General features: G+C 73.1%; 21 protein-coding genes. 11 read left to right on the top strand and 10 right to left on the bottom strand.

What is annotated here, in order from left to right:
- Window positions 1-16 precede the first annotated feature (16 nt).
- The 3 genes from ABEB03_RS23260 to ABEB03_RS23250 form a co-directional block, all read right to left on the bottom strand.
- On the bottom strand, window positions 17-1,048 hold the full coding sequence (locus ABEB03_RS23260) for a 7-epi-alpha-eudesmol synthase (RefSeq protein ID WP_345652559.1): 1,032 nt from the start codon (window positions 1,046-1,048) through the stop codon (window positions 17-19).
- A 302-nt stretch (window positions 1,049-1,350) separates the two neighbouring features.
- On the bottom strand, window positions 1,351-2,982 hold the full coding sequence (locus tag ABEB03_RS23255; RefSeq protein ID WP_345652556.1) for an amidohydrolase: 1,632 nt from the start codon (window positions 2,980-2,982) through the stop codon (window positions 1,351-1,353).
- Complete coding sequence (locus tag ABEB03_RS23250) at window positions 2,972-4,486, bottom strand: APC family permease (protein WP_345652553.1); 1,515 nt, start codon at window positions 4,484-4,486, stop codon at window positions 2,972-2,974. The genes ABEB03_RS23255 and ABEB03_RS23250 overlap by 11 nt, the downstream gene beginning before the upstream one ends.
- Before the next feature lie 118 nt (window positions 4,487-4,604).
- Between ABEB03_RS23250 and ABEB03_RS23245 the strand changes: the two genes are divergently transcribed.
- From ABEB03_RS23245 to ABEB03_RS23235, 3 genes are all read left to right on the top strand, one after another.
- Window positions 4,605-5,324, top strand: a complete 720-nt coding sequence (locus ABEB03_RS23245) for a TetR/AcrR family transcriptional regulator (protein ID WP_345652551.1) — start codon at window positions 4,605-4,607, stop codon at window positions 5,322-5,324.
- A gap of 114 nt (window positions 5,325-5,438) precedes the next feature.
- On the top strand, window positions 5,439-5,900 hold the full coding sequence (locus tag ABEB03_RS23240; protein WP_345652548.1) for a pyridoxamine 5'-phosphate oxidase family protein: 462 nt from the start codon (window positions 5,439-5,441) through the stop codon (window positions 5,898-5,900).
- Between the two features lie 76 nt (window positions 5,901-5,976).
- On the top strand, window positions 5,977-6,369 hold the full coding sequence (locus tag ABEB03_RS23235; RefSeq protein WP_345652545.1) for a VOC family protein: 393 nt from the start codon (window positions 5,977-5,979) through the stop codon (window positions 6,367-6,369).
- A gap of 93 nt (window positions 6,370-6,462) precedes the next feature.
- Here the strand turns inward: ABEB03_RS23235 and ABEB03_RS23230 are convergent, their stop codons facing one another.
- Both ABEB03_RS23230 and ABEB03_RS23225 read right to left on the bottom strand, forming a co-directional pair.
- Window positions 6,463-6,768: a DUF4235 domain-containing protein gene (locus ABEB03_RS23230; RefSeq protein WP_345652540.1), complete on the bottom strand. Its 306-nt coding sequence runs from the start codon at window positions 6,766-6,768 to the stop codon at window positions 6,463-6,465.
- A 25-nt stretch (window positions 6,769-6,793) separates the two neighbouring features.
- Window positions 6,794-7,810 (bottom strand): glutathione S-transferase family protein, encoded by a 1,017-nt coding sequence (locus ABEB03_RS23225; protein ID WP_345652537.1) that lies wholly within the window; start codon window positions 7,808-7,810, stop codon window positions 6,794-6,796.
- A gap of 355 nt (window positions 7,811-8,165) precedes the next feature.
- Here ABEB03_RS23225 and ABEB03_RS23220 point away from each other — a divergent pair, with 355 nt between their 5' ends.
- Window positions 8,166-9,104 carry a cation diffusion facilitator family transporter gene (locus ABEB03_RS23220; RefSeq protein ID WP_345652534.1) on the top strand — a complete coding sequence of 313 codons (939 nt, stop codon included), beginning with the start codon at window positions 8,166-8,168 and terminating at the stop codon, window positions 9,102-9,104.
- Between the two features lie 109 nt (window positions 9,105-9,213).
- Here ABEB03_RS23220 and ABEB03_RS23215 read toward each other — a convergent pair whose 3' ends face one another.
- The gene (locus tag ABEB03_RS23215) at window positions 9,214-9,657 is read right to left on the bottom strand and encodes a nitroreductase family deazaflavin-dependent oxidoreductase (protein WP_345652531.1); all 444 of its coding nucleotides are present in this window, start codon (window positions 9,655-9,657) and stop codon (window positions 9,214-9,216) included.
- A 126-nt stretch (window positions 9,658-9,783) separates the two neighbouring features.
- The gene (locus tag ABEB03_RS23210; protein ID WP_345652528.1) at window positions 9,784-10,416 is read right to left on the bottom strand and encodes a LysE/ArgO family amino acid transporter; all 633 of its coding nucleotides are present in this window, start codon (window positions 10,414-10,416) and stop codon (window positions 9,784-9,786) included.
- Window positions 10,417-10,774: 358 nt separating this feature from the next.
- Between ABEB03_RS23210 and ABEB03_RS23205 the strand changes: the two genes are divergently transcribed.
- Complete coding sequence (locus ABEB03_RS23205; protein ID WP_345652525.1) at window positions 10,775-11,977, top strand: cytochrome P450; 1,203 nt, start codon at window positions 10,775-10,777, stop codon at window positions 11,975-11,977.
- A gap of 19 nt (window positions 11,978-11,996) precedes the next feature.
- Window positions 11,997-12,191, top strand: a complete 195-nt coding sequence (locus tag ABEB03_RS23200) for a ferredoxin (protein ID WP_028798621.1) — start codon at window positions 11,997-11,999, stop codon at window positions 12,189-12,191.
- 242 nt (window positions 12,192-12,433) lie between these two features.
- Here the strand turns inward: ABEB03_RS23200 and ABEB03_RS23190 are convergent, their stop codons facing one another.
- A complete protein-coding gene (locus tag ABEB03_RS23190) occupies window positions 12,434-13,051 on the bottom strand; it encodes a TetR/AcrR family transcriptional regulator (protein ID WP_345652523.1) in 618 nt (205 codons plus the stop codon).
- A 103-nt stretch (window positions 13,052-13,154) separates the two neighbouring features.
- Here ABEB03_RS23190 and ABEB03_RS23185 point away from each other — a divergent pair, with 103 nt between their 5' ends.
- A complete protein-coding gene (locus ABEB03_RS23185) occupies window positions 13,155-13,613 on the top strand; it encodes a nuclear transport factor 2 family protein (RefSeq protein WP_345652520.1) in 459 nt (152 codons plus the stop codon).
- A 10-nt stretch (window positions 13,614-13,623) separates the two neighbouring features.
- Window positions 13,624-14,178 carry a flavoprotein gene (locus ABEB03_RS23180; protein ID WP_345652517.1) on the top strand — a complete coding sequence of 185 codons (555 nt, stop codon included), beginning with the start codon at window positions 13,624-13,626 and terminating at the stop codon, window positions 14,176-14,178.
- On the opposite strand, the gene ABEB03_RS23175 is transcribed toward ABEB03_RS23180, so the two are convergent.
- Together ABEB03_RS23175 and ABEB03_RS23170 are read right to left on the bottom strand one after the other, a co-directional pair.
- A complete protein-coding gene (locus ABEB03_RS23175; protein WP_345652514.1) occupies window positions 14,163-15,923 on the bottom strand; it encodes an ArnT family glycosyltransferase in 1,761 nt (586 codons plus the stop codon). The genes ABEB03_RS23180 and ABEB03_RS23175 overlap by 16 nt on opposite strands.
- A gap of 219 nt (window positions 15,924-16,142) precedes the next feature.
- Window positions 16,143-16,994: an endo alpha-1,4 polygalactosaminidase gene (locus ABEB03_RS23170; protein ID WP_345652511.1), complete on the bottom strand. Its 852-nt coding sequence runs from the start codon at window positions 16,992-16,994 to the stop codon at window positions 16,143-16,145.
- 295 nt (window positions 16,995-17,289) lie between these two features.
- On the opposite strand from ABEB03_RS23170, the gene ABEB03_RS23165 reads away from it, so the two are divergent.
- The 3 genes from ABEB03_RS23165 to ABEB03_RS23155 are packed head-to-tail and all read left to right on the top strand — an operon-like array spanning window position 17,290 to window position 21,665.
- Window positions 17,290-17,949, top strand: a complete 660-nt coding sequence (locus tag ABEB03_RS23165; RefSeq protein WP_345652508.1) for an NADPH-dependent F420 reductase — start codon at window positions 17,290-17,292, stop codon at window positions 17,947-17,949.
- 21 nt (window positions 17,950-17,970) lie between these two features.
- Entirely contained in the window at window positions 17,971-18,885 is a 915-nt protein-coding gene (locus ABEB03_RS23160; RefSeq protein ID WP_345652505.1) for an alpha/beta fold hydrolase, read from the top strand.
- Complete coding sequence (locus tag ABEB03_RS23155; RefSeq protein ID WP_345652500.1) at window positions 18,882-21,665, top strand: helix-turn-helix transcriptional regulator; 2,784 nt, start codon at window positions 18,882-18,884, stop codon at window positions 21,663-21,665. The genes ABEB03_RS23160 and ABEB03_RS23155 overlap by 4 nt, the downstream gene beginning before the upstream one ends.
- Window positions 21,666-21,667 lie beyond the last annotated feature (2 nt).

Raw genomic sequence — 21,667 nt, 5'->3', positions numbered from 1 at the left:
GCCGGGCAGCGGCACGTCAGACCGCGAGCAGGTCGTCCAGCGATCCCCTGCCCGCCAGTTCGGCCGTCGCCGCCGGGCCCTCCTTGGCCGCGGCGTAGCGGCCCGAGGTCAGGCCCCACTCGTAGTTGCCGTTGATCCAGTGCTGGATGGCCTCCACACCCATCCGGACCTGGGCCTGCTGCTCGGCGGTCAGCCGGAGCTCCTCGCACATCTCCGGCACGCGCGCCTCCAGCGCGAGGTACTCGTCGAGGCAGTCGGTGGTCATCCGATAGGCCTCGGCGGCGGCCTCCTCCCACCCGCAGCCGCGCTCGCGGTGCAGCACGGCGATCAGATTGTGCCCGTCGCCGCGCCGCTTCTCGCGCTCGAAGGAGTGGATGTCGTTCATGAACCCGATGGTGTCGGCGGCGAGATCGCGCATCCGTACCATCAGCGGATGCGCCTGGACCTGTGCCGGCACCTCGAAGCCACGGCTGCGCTCACCGGCGTCGATGCTGTGATGGATGCCCACCGTCCGGCGCCGGAACTCGGCGTACTCGGCGAGGCTCAGGGTGCCGGCCAGGTCCCGCGCGGCGAGGTCGACCTCTTCCGTGTGAGCCACCAGGAAGCGCCCCCAGGAGGCGGCGAACCGCGTCCGCCACGTCAGGGACATGCCATCCGAGAGATGGCCCCAGACCTCCGCCCAGGCGACGGTGATCGGGCAGCTGACCCGGGGAGCGGTCCCCGCGGGGCGCAGCGGAGTGGCTATCAACTCCCTGGCGACCTCGGCTATGCGATCCGCGCGGTCCGGTTGTCCCGTGTCGAACTGGTCGTCGAACAGGAAGGCCAGCGAGAACCAGTTCATCAGGACGACCATGTCGTCGGCCGAGGCGTGAGGATAGGTCCGCGCCGCCGCCTGGGGCAGGTCCCAGGACTGGTACTCCTCGAATCCGGCCTGGCTGCGCACCAGCCCCATGTCCCACACCCAGCGCAGGTGGCGCTCTCGGGCGTACTCCAGGTGCTCGCTGACGGGGGTCCTGAACGGGAGGTCGAACCTGACGTCCTGCGGCATTCGCGTCCTTTCCTGAGGCGATTCACAGGCCCCCGCCCCTGTGCACGGGCGATCGCTCTCGACGCCCGCTGACTCGAACTGTGCTTTTTGAGCCGGTAGTTGACGACTCAAGCGCGCTTCGAGACTGCCCAGAGCCTAAACGATCTATGGTGTGACATCCGTAACGCGTGATACGGGTGTGAAACCACAGACGCGCCCCTCAGGGCGCGAGGGGCACGCACCTCACGACGAGGAGCGCGTCCCTCCGCAGAGGTGACGCGCCCCTCGCCGGTCCCGTCGCGCCGGGGACCGGGTCGTACGAATCAGGCGTCCGGTGCCGCGTACACGCGCTCGCCGCCGACGTAGGTGAGCGCCACCCCGGTTCCGCCGATCGCCTCCGGCGGGCCCTGGTACGGATCGCGGTCCAGCACCACGAGATCCGCCAGCGCCCCCACCCGCACCCGGCCCGTGTCGTCGAGGTGGTTGGCGTACGCCGAGCCCGCGGTGTACGCCGTCAGCGCGTCCGTCAGGCCGATGCGCTCGCCGGGCAGGAACACCGGTCCGGGCTCGTCGGGGCTCACCCGGTTGACGGCGACGTGGATGCCCTGCATCGGGTCGGCGCTGCTGACCGGCCAGTCGCTGCCCGCCGCCAGTCGTGCCCCGGAACGCAGCAGCGCACCGAACGGGTACTGCCAGGAGGCGCGTTCGGGGCCGAGGAAGGGGATCGTCAGCTCGTCCATCTGCGGCTCGTGCGCCGCCCACAGCGGCTGGATGTTCGCCGTGGCACCCAGGTGCGCGAACCGGGGCACGTCGTCCGGGTGCACGACCTGGAGGTGGGCCAGGTGCGGACGTGTGTCGCTGGGGCCGTTCGCCTTCCGGGCCGCCTCGACCGCGTCCAGGGCGTCGCGCACGGCCCGGTCGCCCAGCGCGTGGAAGTGGCACTGGAAGCCGAGCGCGTCCAACTCCGTGACGTACGTGTGCAGTCGGTCCGGGTCGATGAAGCTGGTGCCGCGATTGGCCGTCGCGCAACCGCACTTGTCCAGATAGGGGCTGAGCAGTGAGGCCGTGCCGTTCTCGGCGACCCCGTCCAGCATGAGCTTGACGCTGCCGGCGGCGAACCGGTCGTGCGTCAACGCGGCCCGTCGTTCGACGAGTTCGGGGATCTGCTCGGCGCCCCGGGCGCGGTCCCACCACAGCGCGCCGACCACACGAGCGGTGAGCGACCCGTCGCGGGCCGCCGTCAGATACGCCTCGGACGGATCGTCCATGCCGAGGAAGGACCCGAGGAGCGCGTCCTGCCACGCGGTGATGCCGAGCGCGTGCAGATGCCGCTGGGCGTGCAGCAGCGCGCCGAGCCGGTCCGCCGCGGTGGCCGGCGGGGTGAGCCGGCCGACGGACTGCATCGCCCCCTCCTGGAGCATGCCGGTGGGCTCGCCCGCGGCGTCGCGCTCGAACCGGCCGTCGGCGGGATCAGGCGTGTCCCGGGTGACTCCCGCGAGTTCCAGCGCGCGGCTGTTGACCCAGGCGCCGTGATGGTCCCGGTTGGGCAGGTACACCGGCCGGTCCGGTACGACCGCGTCCAGCAGTTGCCTGGTCGGCGTACCGCCCTCGAAGGCCTCCATGGACCAGCCGCCGCCCGTGATCCACTCGCGGTCGGGGTGCGCGGCGGCGTACGCGCGGACGGCGGCGAGCGTCTCCTCGGCCGTCTTCGCCTCCGTGAGGTCGCACTGGGTCAGTTCCAGGCCCGCCGGGACCGGGTGGACGTGTGCGTCCTGGAACCCCGGCAGGAGCAGGCGTCCGGCGAGGTCGACGACCTCGGTGCCCGGTCCCGCGAGGTCGTGGACCTCCGCGTGCCCGACGGCGGTGATCCGGTCGCCGGTCACGGCGACGGCCGTGGCGGTGCGGCCCTCGGGGGTGAGGACCGGGCCTCCGGTGAAGAGGAGATCAGCGTGCATGTTCGGTTCCTTGGTCGGACGGGATCAGTGGCCCGGGCGCGTCGGCGTCGGTGCCGAGCCCCGTGACGAAGTAGGGGGACCTGCGCACCCATTTCGCCCACGCGGCGGCCACGAAGCCGGAGGCGATCATGACAGTGGGGGTCAGCAGCAGGAACCAGCCGTTGTCCGCGCTGACTTCGAGATGGTCGGCCGAGGTGTAGAAGGAGTACGCGAGGTATCCGCCGAGCCCCAGCAGCGCCACGGCGCTCACCGTGGGCAGGACCACCGCCCGTATGCCCTGCCGCAGGTCCTCGCGCAGCAGGGCGCGAAAGCGCGCGGCGGCGGCGAGGGCGATCAGTGCGTACGACAGCGCGACGACGATGCCGACCGCGTTGACCGTCGCCATGATCATGTCGGCGAGCCGGGGGATCACCAGGGCGAGCCCGGCCACGGCCGTCGCCAGCGCGCCGATCAGCAGGGTGCCGGCCGCCGGAGTCCCGTACCGCGCGCTGACTCTGGACCACACGGGGCCGAGCGTACGGTCCCGGCTCATCGCGAACATCCCGCGTGCCGTCGGGATCACCCCGGACTGCAGCGAGGCCACGGCCGAGAAGAGCAGGGCCACCAGCGGCAGCGCGGCCAGCGGCTGGGCGGCCAGCCGTTCGCCGAAGAACGCCAGTCCCTCCGCGCCGTGCCCGGCCAGCTCCTGCTCGCTCAGGACGCGCTGGAAGGCCACGGAACCGAGCAGGAACAGCCCGAGCATCGTCACCAGCGTGATCGTCCCGGCCCGCGACGCGTCCCGCGGATCGCGCACCTCCTCGTTCACCGTGAACGCCGCGTCGAAGCCCCAGTAGCAGAAGACGGACAGCAGCAGACCCTGGGCGAGCGCGGTCGTGGAGGGGATGGCGAACGGATCGAACCAGCTCAGGCTGAAGGGATGCGGTCCCGTCACGATGCCGTAGCCGCAGAAGCCCAGCAGCACCACGTACTCGAAGACCAGCAGCGCGCTCTGCAACCGGGCCGCGGTGCGCACGCCGGTGACCGCGGTGAGCGTGACGGCGGCCAGGACCACGATGCCGACCGCGGTGGTCTGCGCGGTGGAGCCCGGGTCGAGCCGTAGGCCGCCCAGGTCGTGCAGCCCCGCGTCACCGGCGAGCTGGAGCATCGCCGACCCCGTGACCGCCGTGGTGTACGCGAGGAAGGCCACCGTGGCCACGATGTTCACCCAGCCGACCAGGAAGCCCAGCCAGGGAGTGAGCGAACGGCCCACCCACGTGTAGCCGTTGCCCGCGTTCGGCTCCACCCGGTTGAGCCGGGAGTAGGCGCCCGCGATGCCGAGGACCGGCAGGAAGGCCAGCAGCATGATGGCCGGCAGATGCAGTCCGACCACTCCCGCGGTCACTCCGAGACCGATGCCGATGCTGGTGGTCGCCGCCGTGCTGGAGGCGGCGATGGCGACGCCGTCGACGACGCCGAGGGTTCTGCGCAGGGACGGGGGATCCCCGCCGTACGGCTGCTGCGACATGTCCTGCTCCGATCGCACCCGGGGCCTGGGACCGGCCCGATGACCGGAAATGAAACTGCTCGGGGACTTAACAGGTCAACGCTGTTGACATAAGGTTCCGGCACCGGAAGGAGAGCCCATGAACGACCGAGTCGTCCCGCCCGCCGCCCGTCGGCGCCGACGCCCCACCAAGACGGGGGTCGTGCTCTCCGAGGAGCTGATCGTCGAGACCGCGCTGCGGCTGCTCAAGGAGCACGGGGCCGACGCGCTCACCGTCCGCCGCCTCGGCCTCGCGCTCGGCGCCGACCCCACCGCCCTGTACCGCTACTTCCGTGACACCGACGACCTGTTGCTCGCCATCGCCGACGAACTCATCGGCCGTACGCTGCGCACCTGGCGGCCCACCGGCGACTGGCGCGCCGACCTGCGCGACCTGGGCCTGCGCATGCACGCGGACTCCCTCGCGCACCCGCAGGCCGCGGTGCTCAGCTCCTACCGCGTCACGGGCCGCGTCCACGAGATCGAGGCGGTGGAGACGATCCTCGGCGTCCTGCGCGGTGCAGGCTTCCCCGACCCCGAGGCCGTACGGATCTACCACGCGTTCGTCGACCAGGCCCTGGCCTTCGCCGCCCTCGACGCGGCGAGCGTCGCGCTGCCGCGGCAGGCCCGCGAGGCGGAGGCGGACGTCTGGCGGGCGACGTACGCCCGGCTGCCCGCCGACAGCCACCCGCACATCGCGGCGAGTGCCCGTCATCTGGTGGCGGACATGCGGCGCAGCGCCTACCCCGCCGCCCTGGACCTGTTGCTGACCGCCGCGGCGGCCCGGCTCGCGGAGATCGAGGGGCAGCGGACGGCGTAGGCGCACCCGGAGTGCACACCGGGGGAGCGGTGCGAACGGCTGTGCCCGTCGCCCCGCTCGATCATGATGGTCGCGGAACCGTTCCGTACGTCGTCACCAGGAGGCTGCCCGACGATGAACCCGCCCGCCCGCACCGCGAAACAGCGCAAGCAGGACACCCTCGACCGGCTGGAGAACGACGTCGACGCCTGGGTGTCCACGGCCGACGGCGAGGGGGGAACCCCGTATCTGGTCCCGCTGTCCTACCTCTGGGACGGCAGGACCCTGCTGGTGGCCACCCCGGCCGAGAGCCCCACCGGCCGCAACCTGCGGGCGACCGGCAGAACACGCCTGGGCATCGGGGCGACCCGCGACGTCGTCCTCGTCGAGGGCACCGTGACGGCCAGGGAAGCCGCCGAGCTGCCGGACGGGGTCGGGGACGCCTTCGCCCGCAAGACCGGCTTCGACCCGCGTGAACTCACCACCCGCTACCTGTACTTCACCATCACCCCGCGGCGAGTCCAGGCCTGGCGCGAGGTCGAGGAGCTCACCGGCCGCGACCTCATGCGCGACGGCGAGTGGCTCGTGACCGACTGAATCCGGGGGTACGCGGGAAGACGGCGCAGCGGCGGCCGGATGCCGCCGCGCCGTTCCGGAACCCTACGGAGGACACATGGCACTGGTCACGGCAGGCGTCGTGGTGCTGGACTGCGTCGAGCCCGAGAATCTCGCCGCCTTCTACAAGCACCTACTCGAGGCCGAGGAGACGGACGCGTCGGCGAACCGTGTGGAGATCCGGGGCGCCGACGGCGTCCGGCTGGCGTTCCGCCGCGACGTGACGGCGACGCCGCCGAGCTGGCCACGCCCCGAGAACTCCCTCCAGGTCCACCTCGACTTCCTCGTGGAGGACCTGGACGAGGCGGAACGCAGGGTCATCGGTCTCGGCGGCAGGCCGATCGAGACGAAGGACGCGGCCGGTCCGTTCGAGGAGCGGGGCTATGCCGACCCGGCCGGGCACTCCTTCACGCTGCGCTGCTCGCGCCCGACGGCACCCAAACAGGGCTGAGGCGAGCAACGCCGAGGCGCACAGGGCCGGCCCGGCGGCGCGTGGTCCGTACGGACTTCCGTCACGGATCACGCCCCGCCGGGCCGGTGCGTGTCAGTCCCGGCCGCCCTTGTCCGCGGACGGCCACACACCGGTGGAGCGCTCGATGGCCTTGGCGCCCGTGCGGTCCACCGCGCTGCGCACGACGGCGAAGATCGCGCCCTGGACCGCGGCGGCCAGCAGGATCTCGCCCCAGCCGCGGTCCTTGTCCAGGGCGTCGGGAGCGTCGTCCTCGTGCCGTATCGCCTTCCACGCCTGCTGGAAGGCGAGCCCGGCGAGGGCGCCGCCCGCCCAGCTCAGCGCCATGCCGACCGGCTTGTAGACGAGCTTGAGCTTCTTCTGCTGCTTCTTCCTGGACACCTGGGTCTCTCCGTTGCGTGTGCGGTCAGGGACGTCCGTGTGCCGGGACGCGCTCGTCCTCGGGCACCGGGCCCGGCGCGGTGCCCTCTCCGAAGGGCCGCCCGCCGAGGCGTTCGCGGTGATGGGGCGTCAGCCAGCCCGCCAGATCCGGTCCGAGGGGGACGATCGCGGTCGGGTTGATACCGGTGTGGACTTGGTAGTAGTGCCGTTTGATGTGGTCGAAGTCGACGGTGTCACCGAATCCGGGCGTCTGGTAGAGGTCACGGGCGTACGCCCACAGGACCTGGTTCTCCGCCAGTTTCCAGCGGTTGCACTTGAAGTGGCCGTGGTAGACGGCGTCGAAGCGGACGAGCGTGGTGAACAGCCGGATGTCCGCCTCGGTGATCGTGTCGCCGACCAGGTACCGGCGGTCCGCCAGCCGCCCGGCCAGTTGCTCCAGACGACGGAAGACCCCCGCGCAGGCTTCCTCGTACTCCTCCTGCCCCGTCGCGAAACCCGCCCGGTACACACCGTTGTTGACGTCCTCGTAGACGTCCGCCACGACCTCGTCGATCTCACCCCGCAGCCGTTCCGGGTAGAGGTCCGGTGCCCCTTCCCGGTGCAGGGCCGTCCACTCGGTGGCGAGATCCAGCGTGATCTGCTGGTAGTCGTTGGTGACCAGCCTGCCGCTCGGCACGTCCACCACGGCCGGCACGCTGACACCGCCGGGGTAGTCCTTCTCCCGTGCGTCGTAGGCCTCGCCGAGGAAGCGGATGCCGAGCACCGGGTCCCGGCCGTCCGGGTCCAGGGTGAAGCGCCAACTCCGGTCGTCCTGCACGGGATCGGCCACCGCCAGTGACAGGGCGCCCTCCAGACCGAGCAGCCGCCGCGAGATCAGCGCGCGGCTCGCCCAGGGGCAGGCACGGCTGACGACCAGCCGGTAACGCCCCGCCTCCACCGGCCAGCCGTCGCGGCCGTCCGCCGTGATGCGGTCCGCGAAGTGGCTCCTGGACCTTTTGAACGCCTTCTTGCCGAGACTCGCGTTGCCCGCGCTCTCGCCCATGAGGTGTCGCCTCCCTGCTGTGCCCTGATACGGGTGCCCCGGTGAACGGGCTCGATTCAGGCCGCCACCACGGTGTGAGGTTCGCGGACCCGGGAAGCCGGACGGTGTGCGCAACGACCCGACGAACAGGCCGAACGGCTCGCCCCTGGACCGCCCGGACCAGCCGTCCCCTCCGCGTGACCGGGATCGCCCGGACGAGTCCCCTCCGCGTGACCGGGACCGCCCGGATGCCCCGAGCCGCTCCGGTCCCGCCGACCGCCCGACGCCTCCGGACCACCCGGCTCCCCCTGATCACTCGGCTCCATCGGACGGTTCGTCCGCCTCGGACGGATCGGACCGGAAGACCCGGGTCACCGTGCTGGTGGCACTGGGTGCCAATCTACTGATCGCCGCGGCCAAAGCGGTAGGAGGCCTGCTCGCGGGTTCACCGGCCCTCCTCTCGGAGGCGGCGCACTCCGTGGCCGACAGCCTGAACGAGGTGTTCCTCCTCGCCGCCCTGCGGCGCAGCCGCCGCCCCGCCGACAGCCGGCACCCCTTCGGCTACGGCAAGGAGCGGTTCTTCTGGTCCCTGCTGGCCGCGGTCGGCATCTTCGTCATGGGCGGCTGCTTCTCCTTCTTCCAGGGGATCGAGGCGCTCAGGAACGGTGCCGAGGAGTCCCTCGGCGGCTACCGCGCCGGGCTCGTGGTCCTCGGGGTGGCCTTCCTCGCCGAGGCCGCCTCCCTGTGGCGGGCGCTCCATCAGGCGCACCGGCAGGGCGGCACGGACGGCATGCGGGACCCCGCCCTGCGCACGGTCGTCGCCGAGGACGGCACGGCGGTGCTCGGTGTGGTCCTCGCCATGGCCGGCATGGCGCTGCACATGGTCACCGGCCAGGTCGTGTGGGAGGCCGCCGCCTCCCTGGCCATCGGGGCGCTGCTCATGTACGTCGCCTACCGGCTGGGCCGCGAGGCACGCGACCAGTTGATCGGCCGGGCCGCCGACGAGGAGCAGCGCGGCAGGATCCGCGCCCTGCTGGAGGCGCAGCCCGAGATCGACAGCGTGGAGGCGCTGCTCACCATGGAACTGGGCCTGGACTCGACGCTGGTCGCCGCGCGGATCGACCTCGTCCCCGGGCTCGACAGCGAGGAGGTGGAGGACGTCGCGGTGCGCATCAAGAGCTCCGTCGCCCACACGTTCCCGGATGCCGACCAGATCTTCCTCGATGTCACCGACGCGCGGACGGCAAGGGCGGCCGCACGCGGCGCGCGGGCAGCGGAAAGCCCCGCCGCGACGGGGGAGCGCGGCGGGGCCTGACGCTCGGGTGCCCGGCACCCGGCGGATCATGCGCACCGATTCCAAGATTTTCCGGCGGCGCCACGGAGGCCGGTGACGGCCCGGATGTCCGGTTCCGCAGGCGTGGGGATCAGCCCGACGGCTCCAGCAGGAAGACGGGGATGACCCGGTCGGTCTTCTCCTGGTACTCGGCGTACGGGGGGTACGCAGCGACGGCCCGCTCCCACCACTGGGCCTTCTCGTCGCCGCTGAGCTCACGGGCCGTCATGTCCTGGCGCTCGGGGCCGTCCTGGAGCTCCACATGCGGGTCGGAGAGGACGTTGTAGTACCAGACGGGATGCTTGGGGGCGCCGCCCTGCGAGGCGACGACGGCGTACTGCCCGTCGTGCTCGACGCGCATCAGCGGCGTCTTGCGGATCTTCCCGCTCTTGGCGCCGCGGGTCGTGAGGATGATGACGGGCAGGCCCGTGTCGAGCAGCGTCGTCCCCTTGGTCCCGCCGGAACTCTCGTACAGCTCCACCTGGTCCCGCACCCACTGAGCCGGGCTGGGCTCGTACTCGCCCTCGAGCGGCATGGCTTCCGTCCCATCGTCGTGTCGTAGCCGGTCGTGCTGTCGGCACGATTCAACACCAGAGCGGACGTGGAACCTCCGCAACGCCGCCCCGCGCGTCCTCCCGTCGCGCGGGGCGGCCCCGGACCGTCACGGCGCCGCCAGGAGCATGCGGACGGCGAGCGCCGCGATCACCGCGCTGGACGCGAGCGCCGTCACCAGCCGTCCCCGGTGTCCGGTCAGGGCGCGGCCGAGCAGCGCTCCGCCGCAGGCCAGCACGAGCTGCCAGCTCGCGGACGCGGCGAACGCGGCGAGCACGAACACCCCCTGCTCCAGGGGCGACGCCGCGTCGGCGGAGCCGCTGCCGAGCACCAGCGCCGCGAAGTACACGACGGTGGTCGGGTTGAGCAGCGTGATGCCGAGCAGCGCCAGGTAGGCGCGGGCCGGCCGGGGCGGGTCCTGTCCCGTCCGGGCGGCCGATCGCCGCCCGCGGTACTGACGGACCGCGGCGATCGCACCCCGGACCGCGAGCACGGCCAGGACGAGCGCCGAGGCCCACCGCAGCGGGACCGTCACCGGCCGCAGCGTGGCCGCGAGCGCCGCACCGCCCAGCGCGGCGACCAGGGCGTACAGCCCGTCCGCGGTCGCGACGCCGAGCGCCGCGCAGGCGCCTGTCCGAAGGGACGTACGTGCAGTGAGGGACACTAGATATGTCGCGACGGCCCCGACGGGCATGGCGATGCCATAGCCCGCGACGAGCCCCGCGACGAGCGCGGCGGTCACGACCGAGGGAGCGAGAGCCTCCGCGGTCGGCCGGGCTGCTGCTGGACCCGCACCGGACGAGCGGCGGCGGAAGTCGGCGGCAGAAGGGCTTCGATCGTGGGCATGGGCAGATCCTCGGGCCACCGGATCCGCCCACGCAAGCCAATTACGCGGGGGCCGTGCCGAGGGAGATCAGGCCACGCGGAGACCGCCGGGCCCGTCGCACGGGCCGGAAGTCCGAGGAAACAGGAGGTCCGCCGCACGGGCTTCGGACAGATCGCCGGTCCGGGGCATCTGGCCGAACTTCGCGTGGCCGTCTAGATGCCCCGGGCATCTAATGAAGATCGGCAAGAGGGAACCAGCGCTTGCGAGGTCATCCATGACAGAACCCCTCACGACAGATCCGGTTGCCTTCCCCCAGGACCGCACGTGTCCCTACCACCCGCCCACCGCCTACGACCCGCTGCGTGAGGCGCGCCCGCTCTCACGGGTCTCCCTGTTCGACGGCAGGACCGTGTGGGTCGTCACGGGCCACGGCGCCGCCCGCGACCTGCTGGCCGACCCGCGACTGTCGTCGGACCGCACCCGGCCCGCCTTCCCGGCGCCGACACGACGGTTCGCCGAGGTCCGCAACCGCCGTGTCGCGCTGCTCGGTCTCGACGATCCCGAGCACCGCATCCAGCGGCGCATGCTGGTGCCGAGCTTCACCCTCAAGCGGATCGCCGGTCTCCGGCCACGCATCCAGGAGACCGTCGACCGCCTCCTGGACCGGATGGAGCGGCAGGGCCCGCCCGCGGAGCTGGTCGACGCCTTCGCGCTGCCCGTGCCGTCCATGGTCATCTGCGCCCTGCTCGGCGTGCCCTACGAAGACCACGACTTCTTCGAGGAGCAGTCCCGCAGGCTGCTGCGCGGGCCCACCGCGGCCGACACCGAGAAGGCCCGGGAGGCACTGGACGCGTACTTCGGCACCTTGATCGACCGCAAGCACGGCGGGCAGGGCGACGGGCTCCTCGACGAGCTCGTCAGGGACCGGCTGAGCGAGGGGGCGCTGGACCGCGAGGAGCTGATCTCGCTGGCCACGATCCTGCTCGTCGCCGGGCACGAGACCACGGCCAACATGATCTCGCTCGGCACGTTCACCCTGCTGAGGCACCCGGAGCAGCTGGCCGAGCTGCGGGCCGAGCCGGCCCTGATGCCCGCCGCCGTCGAGGAGTTGCTGCGCTTCCTGTCCATCGCGGACGGTCTGCTGCGCGTCGCCGTCGAGGACATCGAGACGGCGGGGACGACCATCCGCGCCGGCGAGGGCGTCGTCTTCTCCACCTCGGTCATCAACCGCGACGAGCACACCTTCCCCGAACCGGACGACCTGGACTGGCACCGGTCCACCCGCCAGCACCTCGCGTTCGGCTTCGGCATCCACCAGTGCCTGGGCCAGAACCTGGCGCGCGCCGAGATGGAGATCGCGCTGCTGTCGCTCTTCGACCGCTTCCCCGGGCTGCGGCTCGACGCACCGGCGGACACCATCGCGTTCAAACCCGGGGACACGATCCAGGGGATGCTGGAACTCCCCGTGACCTGGTAAGAGGCTTTCGGGCATGAGCATCGAGATCTCGATCGACAAGAACGTGTGCATCGGCGCCGGACAGTGCGCGCTGGCCGCCCCGAACGTCTTCACGCAGGACGACGACGGATTCAGCGAGCTGCTGCCCGGTCGCGAGGACGGCGGCGGCGACCCCATGGTGCGGGAGGCGGCGCGGGCCTGCCCGGTCGGCGCCATCACGGTGACCGGGACCTGAGGGCGGACGCACCGTGCCGGCAGGCACGGCGACGGGGCCGGCGCGGCGTACGACGTCGGGGTCGAGCACCGCGAGCAGTGCCCCGAGGTCACCGCCCGGGGCTGAGGCGAGGAACGCCTCGGCCACCCGCCGGTGCCGGTCGAGCTCGGCGCCGTGCACCACCGGAGCCGCATCGCGCGGACTTCGAGGGGCTCGCGGCGGCGCGGGCGGAGGTCACGGCACTCGCCTCCTGAGCGGCACTCTCATCGCTCGCCGCCGGGCCCTGCCCCGCCGCCGGCGTCCTGCCGCGCGGCCGCCAGCAGCACGCGCGCCGCGTCCGCCGCCTGTCCCGCCGGCTCCGCGCTCCGGGTGATGCCGGCGGTCACCATGGCCCCCTCGGCCAGCAGGAAGAGGCGGCCGGTGAGCACGGAGGGGAGCCCGGCGTCGGAAACGAGGCCGTCCAGGTAGTCCCTGAACGCCTCCTTGTGCGCCGTGACCCGGTCGGTGACGCCGGGGGAGGTGGTGCCCAGTTCGCCGTACGCGTTGATCCAGGCGCAGCCGCGGAAACCGGGCTCGGCGAACCACAGTCCCAGCCACTCGAAGACGGCCAGGACGCGCTCCTCGGGCTGTTCGTGGCGGTCGACGTGCTCGGCCAGCCGCCCGCGCCAGCGCAGGTCGCGTCTTTCCAGGTACGCCTCCACGAGCCGGTCCTTGGCCGGGAACAGCTGGTACAGCCGCTTGAGCGAGACCCCCGACGCGCCGCGGATGTCGTCCATGCCGACGCTCTGCACACCACGGCCGTAGAACAGCTCCTCGGCCGCGTCGAGCGCCTGTTCCCGGGCGAGGACGAGGGCCTGGTCCCGGGCGGTCGTGCGGTCCATGCGGAGGTCTCCTTGACGTGAGAACGGTCGTTCTCTACGTTAGCAGCCAGAGTGAGAACGGCCGTTCTCACTCGTGTTCCCGACACCGAACCGAGGAATCGCCATGACCGACCGCCCGCCCCTGCCGCCCTTCACCCGGGAGACCGCCGCCCAGAAGGTCCAGGCCGCCGAGGACGCCTGGAACACCCGGGACCCGCACAAGGTCTCGCTCGCCTACTCGCAGGACTCGGTCTGGCGCAACCGCGACACCTTCGTCACCGGCCGCGCCGAGATCGTGGAGCTGCTCACCGCGAAGTGGGCACGCGAGCGCGAGTACGCCCTGCGCAAGGACCTCTGGGCCTTCGACGGCAACCGCATCGCCGTCCGCTTCCAGTACGAGGCGTGCGACGCCGAGGGCCAGTGGTGGCGCTCCTACGGGAACGAGCTGTGGGAGTTCGACGAGCACGGCCTCATGACGCGGCGTGAGGCCAGCATCAACGACGTGCGCATCGAGGAGCAGGAGCGCCGGATCCACGGTCCGCGTCCGGAGGCGGAGCGCGGGGAGTCCTTCCCCGTTCACTAGGGTTTCCCGCGTGAGCGAACACGCGGAAAGGCCCTTCCTCTACGTCGTCGTCTGCGCGGCCGGCATCGCCGAGGACGTCGGCGACCTGATCACCGAGGCACAGAACCGGGACTGGGAGGTCGGCGTCATCGCCACCCCACAGGGCCTCGGCTTCATCGACGCGACCGCCGTGCAGGAGCAGACCGGCCGCCCGATCCGCTCCGCCTGGCGCGCCCCCGGCGACCCGCGTCCGTTCCCGGCCCCCGACGCGGTGGCCGTCGCCCCGGCCACCTTCAACACCGTGAACAAGTGGGCCGCCGGCATATCGGACACCCTCGCTCTGGGCACCCTGTGCGAGGCGTACGGGCTCGGCGTCCCGATCGCCGTACTCCCTTGCGTGAACGAGGCGCTGGCGTCGCACCCCGCCTACCGCGCGAGCGTCGAGCGGCTGCGGGGGATGGGTGTCCGCTTCGGGGACCCGTACTCCGGTGAGCTCCAACAGGACGGCGGACGCCGGGAGTTCCGCTGGGAGCGGGTGCTGGACCTGCTCACCCCCGAGAACGCGGCGGGTCAGGGCCTGCGGTAGACGGTGATGGAGTGGCCGACGTCGTCGATCGGCCGGCTGGTGGCCAGCAGCGCCGCCAGCCGGCCGTCGGCCTTCGCGACCGAGGTGTCCGAGACGACGAGCAGCCCGTGCACGTCGTCCGGGTCCGCCGTGCGGGGATCGGCCGCGTGGATGCCGTACGCCGACGGTACGCCCGCACCCTTGTAGACGAGCCACACCTTCTCCCGCGGGTACCGCTCGCGCAGCCGGTCGGCGAGCCGCCCGAGGTCCTGCCCCCAGTCGACGTTCGAGTCGTGCAGGCGCAGCCGGGTCTTCGACGGCCCGCCGAACGCCTCGTTCGAGTACGGCAGGTAGAAGGGGTACGTGGCGAGTGAACTGACGGCGACGAACAACACCAGTGCCGCCGTGACCCCGCGTGCCCAGCGACGCCCGAAGGTCACGACGCAGGCCGCCGCGACCGCCAGGAACACCGGTACGAACAGGGCGTAGCGCACTCCGAGGTCGCGGGACCCCAGCATGGCCGTGCCCAGCAGCAGCGCCGGGGGGATCAGGACGTACGGGGCCGCGGGCCGCAGCCGGGGCACCGCGAGCAGCGCGGCCGCCCCGGCCGCCCCCAGCGCGAGCATGCCGAGCGGCGTCTTCACCAGCAGCGCCGCCGGAAGGTAGTACCAGAGCGAACCCGCGTAGAGACGGCCGAACAGGAAGCCCTGCCAGGTCGCGTTCTCGAAGCCGAACTGCACACGCATGCCGTCCCGGTACGGCCGCGGGAACGGCAGCACGTCGACGAGCAGGGCGCGCAGTCCGTGCACCGGAGGCAGGTCCGCCGGCGCCGTCCAGCGCAGCCGCGGGTCGACCGCCAGATACGCGGCCCACACCACGGCGACGGCCACCAGTGCCGTGCCGGCCGCGCCCGCCGCGCCGCACCCCAGGAGCCGGACCCACCCGTGCCTGCCGGACGGCTCGGCCGCGGCCGGGGCGTCGACCGCCCCGCCGTCCTGCGCCGGACCGGCGGCCGCCGGTCCGGCGCGGCGCGCGTGCCACACCGACAGGGCCGCCAGGAGCAGCAGCACCGGGACGGCGGGCAACATGCTCATCTTCGTGGCCAGCGCCGCGCCCAGCGCCGCCCCCGCGAGCGGCAGATGGAGCACCGGGCGCCGCCGGGCTCGCCACAGCAGCCACACCGAGGTCAGCAGAAAGCCCGACGCCGGGACGTCGAGCGTGGCCAGCGAGCCGTGCGCGATCACATCGGGCGAGAACGCGTACAGCGCCAGCGCCGTCAACCCGCCCACGGGGCCGACGAGTTCCCTGGCGAACGCCAGAACGACCAGGCCGAACAGCAGCGTCAGCACCATCACCGGCAGTCGCGCCCAGAACATCACCCGCCAGGGGTCGTTGCCCGACTCGTACAGCACGCGTCGCCCGAGCTCCGTCTGGTCACCCGTGAACCCCTCGTCCAGGTGCGGGTGGGCGAAGACCAGCCCGCTCGCGACGATCAGTTTGCCCAGCGGCGGGTGCTCGGGGTTGTAGCGCAGGCTGTGCTGCTGCGTGTACACCACGGCGGTACCCACATAGACGGGCTCGTCGATCGTCGGGGTCTGCTGCACCGCCGTCGTGACCATCGCCACCGCCATCTCGGCCAGCAGCGCGACCACGGCCAGGACGAACAGCAGCCGTCGGTGCCGCCGCGGCAGCCGCCGTCGCGCGGGGCGCTCCGCGCCGCTCACCGGGAGCTGCTCGTCGTGCCTGCCGGCCAGGAATGTGGACATGCCCTTGGTTACGTCCGCTCCGTACGGGCCTGCTCATCCGGGAGCACCCGGATTCGGGCGCGCACCGGTCCGCGGACCTGCCACGACCGCCCGGACGGACGGCAGGGAGACGAGTATGCACCGCGGCCCGACCCGGCGCGTGCGGCACGCGGTGGTTCCGCACCGGCCGCTCCGCGCGGCGGGAACCGGCGAGGAAGCAGGGACGCCGCCCCGGACTCGTCAGCGGGTCCTGCGCACGTAGTCCGCGCTGTCCGGTGTCGACACCAGCACATCGCGGCGCACGATGCTCAGCCGGTCACCGTAGCCCGAACGGGCCCTGCGCAGACCGCTGTCCGTGTATTCGACGACCAGCACCCGGTCGTGGAACGCCTTCGCGTACTCCCCGCACTCGTCGTACTCGCCGCACTCCTCCGCCACCGCGAAGTCGAGCCCGGTGCGTGCCCGCACGCCCGCCAGCTCCACCGCGTTCTTCTGGCCGATGGCCAGGTTCCGGGCGTGCGCGTGGGCCGACAGCAGCGTGATGAACGCGGTCGCGTCGTCCGCGGTCAGCAGGCGGTTCGAGCGCGTGTAACTGTCGTAGTTGTCCGGCTCGACGGCGTCGAAGCCCTTGTCGGCGCAGTCGTCGATCCATCGGCCGACCCGCTCGGCCACCCGCTCGCGCTTCGCCGGCGTCCGGATGTCGAGCAGGGCCTCGTCCCAGTCCTCGTCGACGACGACCTTGCCCCGGGTATCCCGCAGCAGCAGGTCGGCGGGCCACTGCCCGCGCTCCTGCGGCTGCGCCTGGAAGGCGTTCACGTAGCAGACGTTGTAGAGGCCCGGCGCGGGGGACGCGGCACGGTCCCGGCTGACGACACGGACCCCGGCGGGCGGGGGATAGGCGCCGCCGATCTGGTAGTCGAAGTCCGCGTGCAGCGGCGGGAGTTCGACCGCGTCCTTGCCCGACCTCGCCGTCGTGGAGCCCTTGGGCGAGGCGTCGGTGTCCCCGCCCGAGCCGCAGCCGGCCAGCGCCAGGACCATCGTCAGGGCAGCCGCGGCCACCCCCCTGACGGGGGAAACGCGTGTGTCGGGCATGTTGCTCCAGCCCTCGCGAGTACGACCCCGCCTCGGACGCTTCCCGCGATCCTGGCGACTTGGGCCGGACTTGAACGGAGTCCGCTACCGGCTGGGCGCACCTCTGGTGTGCCGGGTGACACCACGGCACGTGCAGGATCAAATCGTGTGATTGCGCCCGCGTCAAGGCGGCCGATCGGAACGCGCCGGTCACCCGACGGATACCCGGCCGTGCCGCCGGGGCCGATGCTGGCCGCACCTCGCGTCCGGGACGCCCCTCACCGGAACGCGGCACATCGAGGAGAGCAAGCACAGCATGACCATCGGAATCATCGGTGCCGGAGCGATCGGACAGGCACTCGCCGGGCGGTTCGTCGCCGCGGGCGAGCAGGTCGTCATCAGCAACAGCCGCGGGCCGCGGTCGTTGCGGGGGCTCGTCTCCTCGACGGGGCCGGGTCTGCTGGCCGCCACCGTGGCCGAGGCGGCCGAGGAGGAGGTCGTCGTGCTCGCCGTACCGTGGCGGCGGTTGCGCGCGGCGGTGGCCGCGGCCGACGTGTCCGACTGGCAGGAACGGATCGTCATCGACACCACCAACCCGCCCGGCCCTCCGACCGGCCCGCCCGGCCCTCCGACCGGCCCGCCCGGCCCTCCGACCGGCCCGCCCGGCTCCGGGCCCGAGGGCCTCGGCGGCCGGACCTCCAGCGAGGTCGTCGCCGGCCTGGTGCCCGGATCCCGGCTGGTGAAGGCGTTCAACACGCTGCGGCCGGACGTCCTCGGCGCCGACCCGCGGACTCCGGCAGGACGCCGTGTGATCTTTCTCTCCGGCAACCATCCGGGCGCCAACGGCCGAGTGGCGCGGATCGCCGGGCGGGTGGGCTGGGCGGCCGTGGATCTCGGCCCGTTGGCCGAGGGCGGACGGCTCCAGCAGGTCCCCGACGGCCCGCTCGCCACCCTTCACCTCGTCATGGAGTCCTGATGCGGGGCTTATTGTCAGGACATGACCGGAGACCGTATCTCACTGGCCGTGCACGACCACGGGGGCGACGGGCCGCCCCTGCTCCTGCTGCACGGCGCGGGCCGCACCCTCGCGGACTGGGCGGCCGTCGCCCCGCTGCTCGCCCGCCGCCACCGGGTGCTCGCCGTGGACCTCCGCGGACACGGTCTCTCGCCCTCCGGGCCCTGGAACTTCCCCGGGGTGCTCGCCGACATCGAGGCGGTGCTGGAGAAGCACGACATCCCGGACGCGCTGCCGGTCGGCCACTCCCTCGGCGGGATGGTCGCCGTCCTGCACGCGCTGGCCCACCCGGACGCCGTGCCCGGCGCGGTCAACCTCGACGGCTACGCCTGGGGCCGCCCCGACCAGTACGTGGGCCTCGACCCGGCGTACGTCGAGGAACGGCTCGCCCAGGTGCGTCAGATGGCGGAGGCGGCGTCGGCCCGCGGTCCGCTGCCGGCCGACGGGCTCGCGCAGGAACTCGCCAGGCAGCGCGAGCTGTCCGGACAGCTCGGCATCCCCTACGACCTGCTGGAGGCGGGCGTCCGGCGCTCGGTCGCCGAACGGCCGGACGGGCGGCTGGAGCTGCGGCCGGAGCACGACCGCGCACTGGAGATGCTCGCCGCGATCGAATCGCTCGACCTGTTCGCCCTTTTTTGGCGGGTACCCGTACCGCTGCTGCTGGGGCGCGCCCTGCGCCCCGTGCCGCCGGTCCCCGGCGTGGACTGGTTCGACGAGCTGATGACCGCGTACGGCCGGGGGCTCGCCAGGGATCTCGACCTCCTGGCCGCCGAGCGCCCCACGGTGAGCGTGGCCGGGATCGACGGCACCCACGCGATGCTCCTCGAGAACCCCCGAGGGGTCGCCGACGCGGTCCTCCGGTTCACCTCCGAGACGCTCCCGGGGCCCGCCGCATGACGTCGGCCGGTGACGAATGGATCGTCGGGCGCGAGCCCGAACTCGGCCTGCTCACCCGCCTGGTGGAGGAGCTGGCGGCGGGCGGGACGGCCTCCGTGGCCCTCGCGGGCGCTCCGGGCGCGGGCAAGAGCGTCCTGCTGGACGCCGCCGCCCGCCTCGCCCGGCGGGCCGGCGTACGGGTGCTGCGCTGCCGCGGCAGCGAGAGCGAGTCGCAGCTCTCCTTCGCCGGACTGCACCAGCTCCTGCGGCCCGTGCTCGACCTGGCCGAGGGACTGCCGGCACGCCAACGGGCCGCACTGCTGGGCGTGTTCGGACTCGACGACGCCACCGGCCCGGCGTCCGATCCGATGCTGACCGCGCTCGGCGCCCTGACGTTGCTGTCCGACGCCGCCGAACGCGGTCCGCTGCTGCTGGTGGTCGACGACGCGCACTGGCTGGACGTGGGCACGCTCGACGTCCTCGCGTTCGTGGCCAGGCGGCTGGAAGGCGAACCGGTCGCTCTGCTCGTCGCCGCCCGCGACACCCTCGTACCCGCGCAGTTCACCCGCGAGATACGCCGCGTCACGGTGGAACCGCTCGACCGCGCGGCGGCCGGACGGCTCCTGGACCGCCAGCCGCGTCCACCGTCCGGCCGGGCCCGCTCCCGCGTCCTGGAACAGGCGGCGGGCGTGCCGCTGGCCCTCGTCGAGCTCGCCCGGGCCGTCGGGCGCGACCCCGGGGCCGCCGAGGACGGTGCGCTGCCCCTCACCGACCGGCTGGAAGCCATCTTCGCCGCCGACCTGCCCGGACTGCCCGACAGCACACGGCAGTTGCTGCTCCTCGCCGCCGCCGCGGAGAGCGCCGAACTCGCCGCCATCCACGCGGCCGCCGGGGAGTCGGCCACCCCGGACGACTGGCTGCCCGCCGAACGCGCCGGGCTCGTCCGCATCGACGACGGCCGCATACGCTTCCGCCACCCGCTGATCCGCTCCGCCGTCTACCAGGCCGCGACCTACGCCGAACGCCACACCGCCCACCGCAAGCTGGCCGACGCGCTCGCGGGCGACCCGGACCGCCGCGCCTGGCACCACGCGGCCGCCGTGTCCGGAGTGGACGAGGACGCCGCCCGGGAACTGGAGGACAGCGCGGCGCGGGCGCAGCGCCGCGGCGGCTACGCGGCCGCCGCGACGGCCCTGGAACGCGCGGCCAGGCTCAGCCCCGACCCCGCCGTCCGCGCCCGGCGCCTGGTGCGGGCCGCCACCATGGCGATGTACGCCGGACACCCCCGCTGGGTGGGGGAGATCAGCGCCCGCGTCGCCACCCTCACCGACGACCCCGAGCTGCTCGCAGAGGCCTCCCTCCGCGCCGGCTGGGCGCTCGCCGTGACCACCCAGTTCGCGGGCGCGCTGGGCTTCCTGCTGCCGGTCGCCGAAGCGGCCGCCGACACGCATCCCGGCCTCGCCCTCGACGCCCTCGGTACCGCCACCACGCCCGCGTACAACTCGGGCGCCCCCGAACACCGGGAGCGGATCCTGCGCACCCTGGAACGGGTGCCGACCCAGCTGGACGAGACGCCCCGCCTCTGGGTCCTGGCAGGCTGCGACCCCGTACGCAACCGGCGGCGGGCGCTCGCGCTGCTCGCCGAGGGCTGGAGCGAACCCCTGCCCGAACCCGAGGCGGGGGCCGAGGCCGACGTCCCGCTGACCCGTATGGTCGTCGCGGGCGGCGCCGCCTGGGTGCTCGACGAGACCGCCGAGGCGGTGCGCCTGCTCGGCGGAGCCCTGGAACACCTGCGCCGGTCCCCGACCTCCGGCGCCAACGCGACCGTCGCGCAGGCGCTCGCACTGGCCCTGCACGAGAGCGGGGCCTGGTCGGAGTGCCGCGCGGCGCTCGACGAGGGATACCGCACGGCGGCGGAGGCCGGACTGGAGAACGTGGCCGTCGGAGCGCCGCTGCTGCGCGCCACGCTGCTCGCGCTGAGCGGCGACACCGAGGCCGCCCGCGCCACCGTGCAGCGCGCCGTGCACGGCATCGACCTGCCGCACTGCCGCAGCCTCCAGGTGCGCGCGCACTACGCGCTGGGCGCCGCCGCGCTCGCCGAGGGCGACCACGCGGCGGCCTACGACCGCTTCCGAGCCGTCTACACCCAGGACCCGCGGCCCGCGCCCCTGCACTACCACGCGTCCGACTACTACCTCGGCGACCTCGCGGCCGCCGCCGTACGCACGGGGCGCACCGAGGACGCGCGGCTCGTCCTCGACGCGACGCTGACGCGGCTCGCCGAGGGCGAGGTGTCCCCGCGGCTGGACGCGATCGTGCACCGGGCCCGCGCCCTGCTCGCCGAACCGGACGACGCCGAACGGCACTTCGTCGCGGCGCTGGCGGATCCGGCGGGCGACCGGTGGCCCTTCGAACGGGCCCAGGTCCGCCTCGACTACGCGGAGTGGCTGCGCCGGCGGCGCCGCGCGTCGGCGGCACGCCCGCTGTACACGGCGGCCCTGGAGGTCTTCGAACGGCTCGGCACCCGCCCGTGGGCCGAGCGGGCCCGCGCCGAGCTGCGTGCCGCGGGCGTCACCCCCGGCACCCCGTCGGCCACGTCCCACGACGCGCTCGCCGAACTGAGTTCGCAGCAGGTCCAGATCGCCCGCCTCGCGGCCGCGGGCCTGACCAACCGCGAGATCGGAGAACGTATCTTCCTGTCGCCGCGCACGGTCGGCTTCCATCTCTACCGGATCTTCCCGAAGCTCGGCATCACCGCGCGGGCGCAACTGCGGGACGTGCTGCCCGAGGAGCCGTCCTGACC

It is taken from the genome of Streptomyces siamensis (assembly GCF_039543605.1).
Lineage (GTDB): Bacteria > Actinomycetota > Actinomycetes > Streptomycetales > Streptomycetaceae > Streptomyces > Streptomyces siamensis.
The sequence above is the reverse complement of the archived record's forward strand: the minus strand, read 5'-3'. Positions and strand labels throughout refer to the sequence as shown.

What these genes read in the sequence shown, in the direction of transcription:
- ABEB03_RS23225 (WP_345652537.1), bottom strand. Translation starts at nt 7,810, where the DNA reads ATGGGCGAGAGCGCGGGCAACGCGAGTCTCGGCAAGAAGGCGTTCAAA.
- ABEB03_RS23255 (WP_345652556.1), bottom strand. Translation starts at nt 2,982, where the DNA reads ATGCACGCTGATCTCCTCTTCACCGGAGGCCCGGTCCTCACCCCCGAG.
- ABEB03_RS23175 (WP_345652514.1), bottom strand. Translation starts at nt 15,923, where the DNA reads ATGTCCACATTCCTGGCCGGCAGGCACGACGAGCAGCTCCCGGTGAGC.
- ABEB03_RS23190 (WP_345652523.1), bottom strand. Translation starts at nt 13,051, where the DNA reads ATGGACCGCACGACCGCCCGGGACCAGGCCCTCGTCCTCGCCCGGGAA.
- ABEB03_RS23155 (WP_345652500.1), top strand. Translation starts at nt 18,882, where the DNA reads ATGACGTCGGCCGGTGACGAATGGATCGTCGGGCGCGAGCCCGAACTC.
- ABEB03_RS23250 (WP_345652553.1), bottom strand. Translation starts at nt 4,486, where the DNA reads ATGTCGCAGCAGCCGTACGGCGGGGATCCCCCGTCCCTGCGCAGAACC.
- ABEB03_RS23245 (WP_345652551.1), top strand. Translation starts at nt 4,605, where the DNA reads ATGAACGACCGAGTCGTCCCGCCCGCCGCCCGTCGGCGCCGACGCCCC.
- ABEB03_RS23185 (WP_345652520.1), top strand. Translation starts at nt 13,155, where the DNA reads ATGACCGACCGCCCGCCCCTGCCGCCCTTCACCCGGGAGACCGCCGCC.
- ABEB03_RS23205 (WP_345652525.1), top strand. Translation starts at nt 10,775, where the DNA reads ATGACAGAACCCCTCACGACAGATCCGGTTGCCTTCCCCCAGGACCGC.
- ABEB03_RS23240 (WP_345652548.1), top strand. Translation starts at nt 5,439, where the DNA reads ATGAACCCGCCCGCCCGCACCGCGAAACAGCGCAAGCAGGACACCCTC.
- ABEB03_RS23235 (WP_345652545.1), top strand. Translation starts at nt 5,977, where the DNA reads ATGGCACTGGTCACGGCAGGCGTCGTGGTGCTGGACTGCGTCGAGCCC.
- ABEB03_RS23170 (WP_345652511.1), bottom strand. Translation starts at nt 16,994, where the DNA reads ATGCCCGACACACGCGTTTCCCCCGTCAGGGGGGTGGCCGCGGCTGCC.
- ABEB03_RS23165 (WP_345652508.1), top strand. Translation starts at nt 17,290, where the DNA reads ATGACCATCGGAATCATCGGTGCCGGAGCGATCGGACAGGCACTCGCC.
- ABEB03_RS23260 (WP_345652559.1), bottom strand. Translation starts at nt 1,048, where the DNA reads ATGCCGCAGGACGTCAGGTTCGACCTCCCGTTCAGGACCCCCGTCAGC.
- ABEB03_RS23215 (WP_345652531.1), bottom strand. Translation starts at nt 9,657, where the DNA reads ATGCCGCTCGAGGGCGAGTACGAGCCCAGCCCGGCTCAGTGGGTGCGG.
- ABEB03_RS23160 (WP_345652505.1), top strand. Translation starts at nt 17,971, where the DNA reads ATGACCGGAGACCGTATCTCACTGGCCGTGCACGACCACGGGGGCGAC.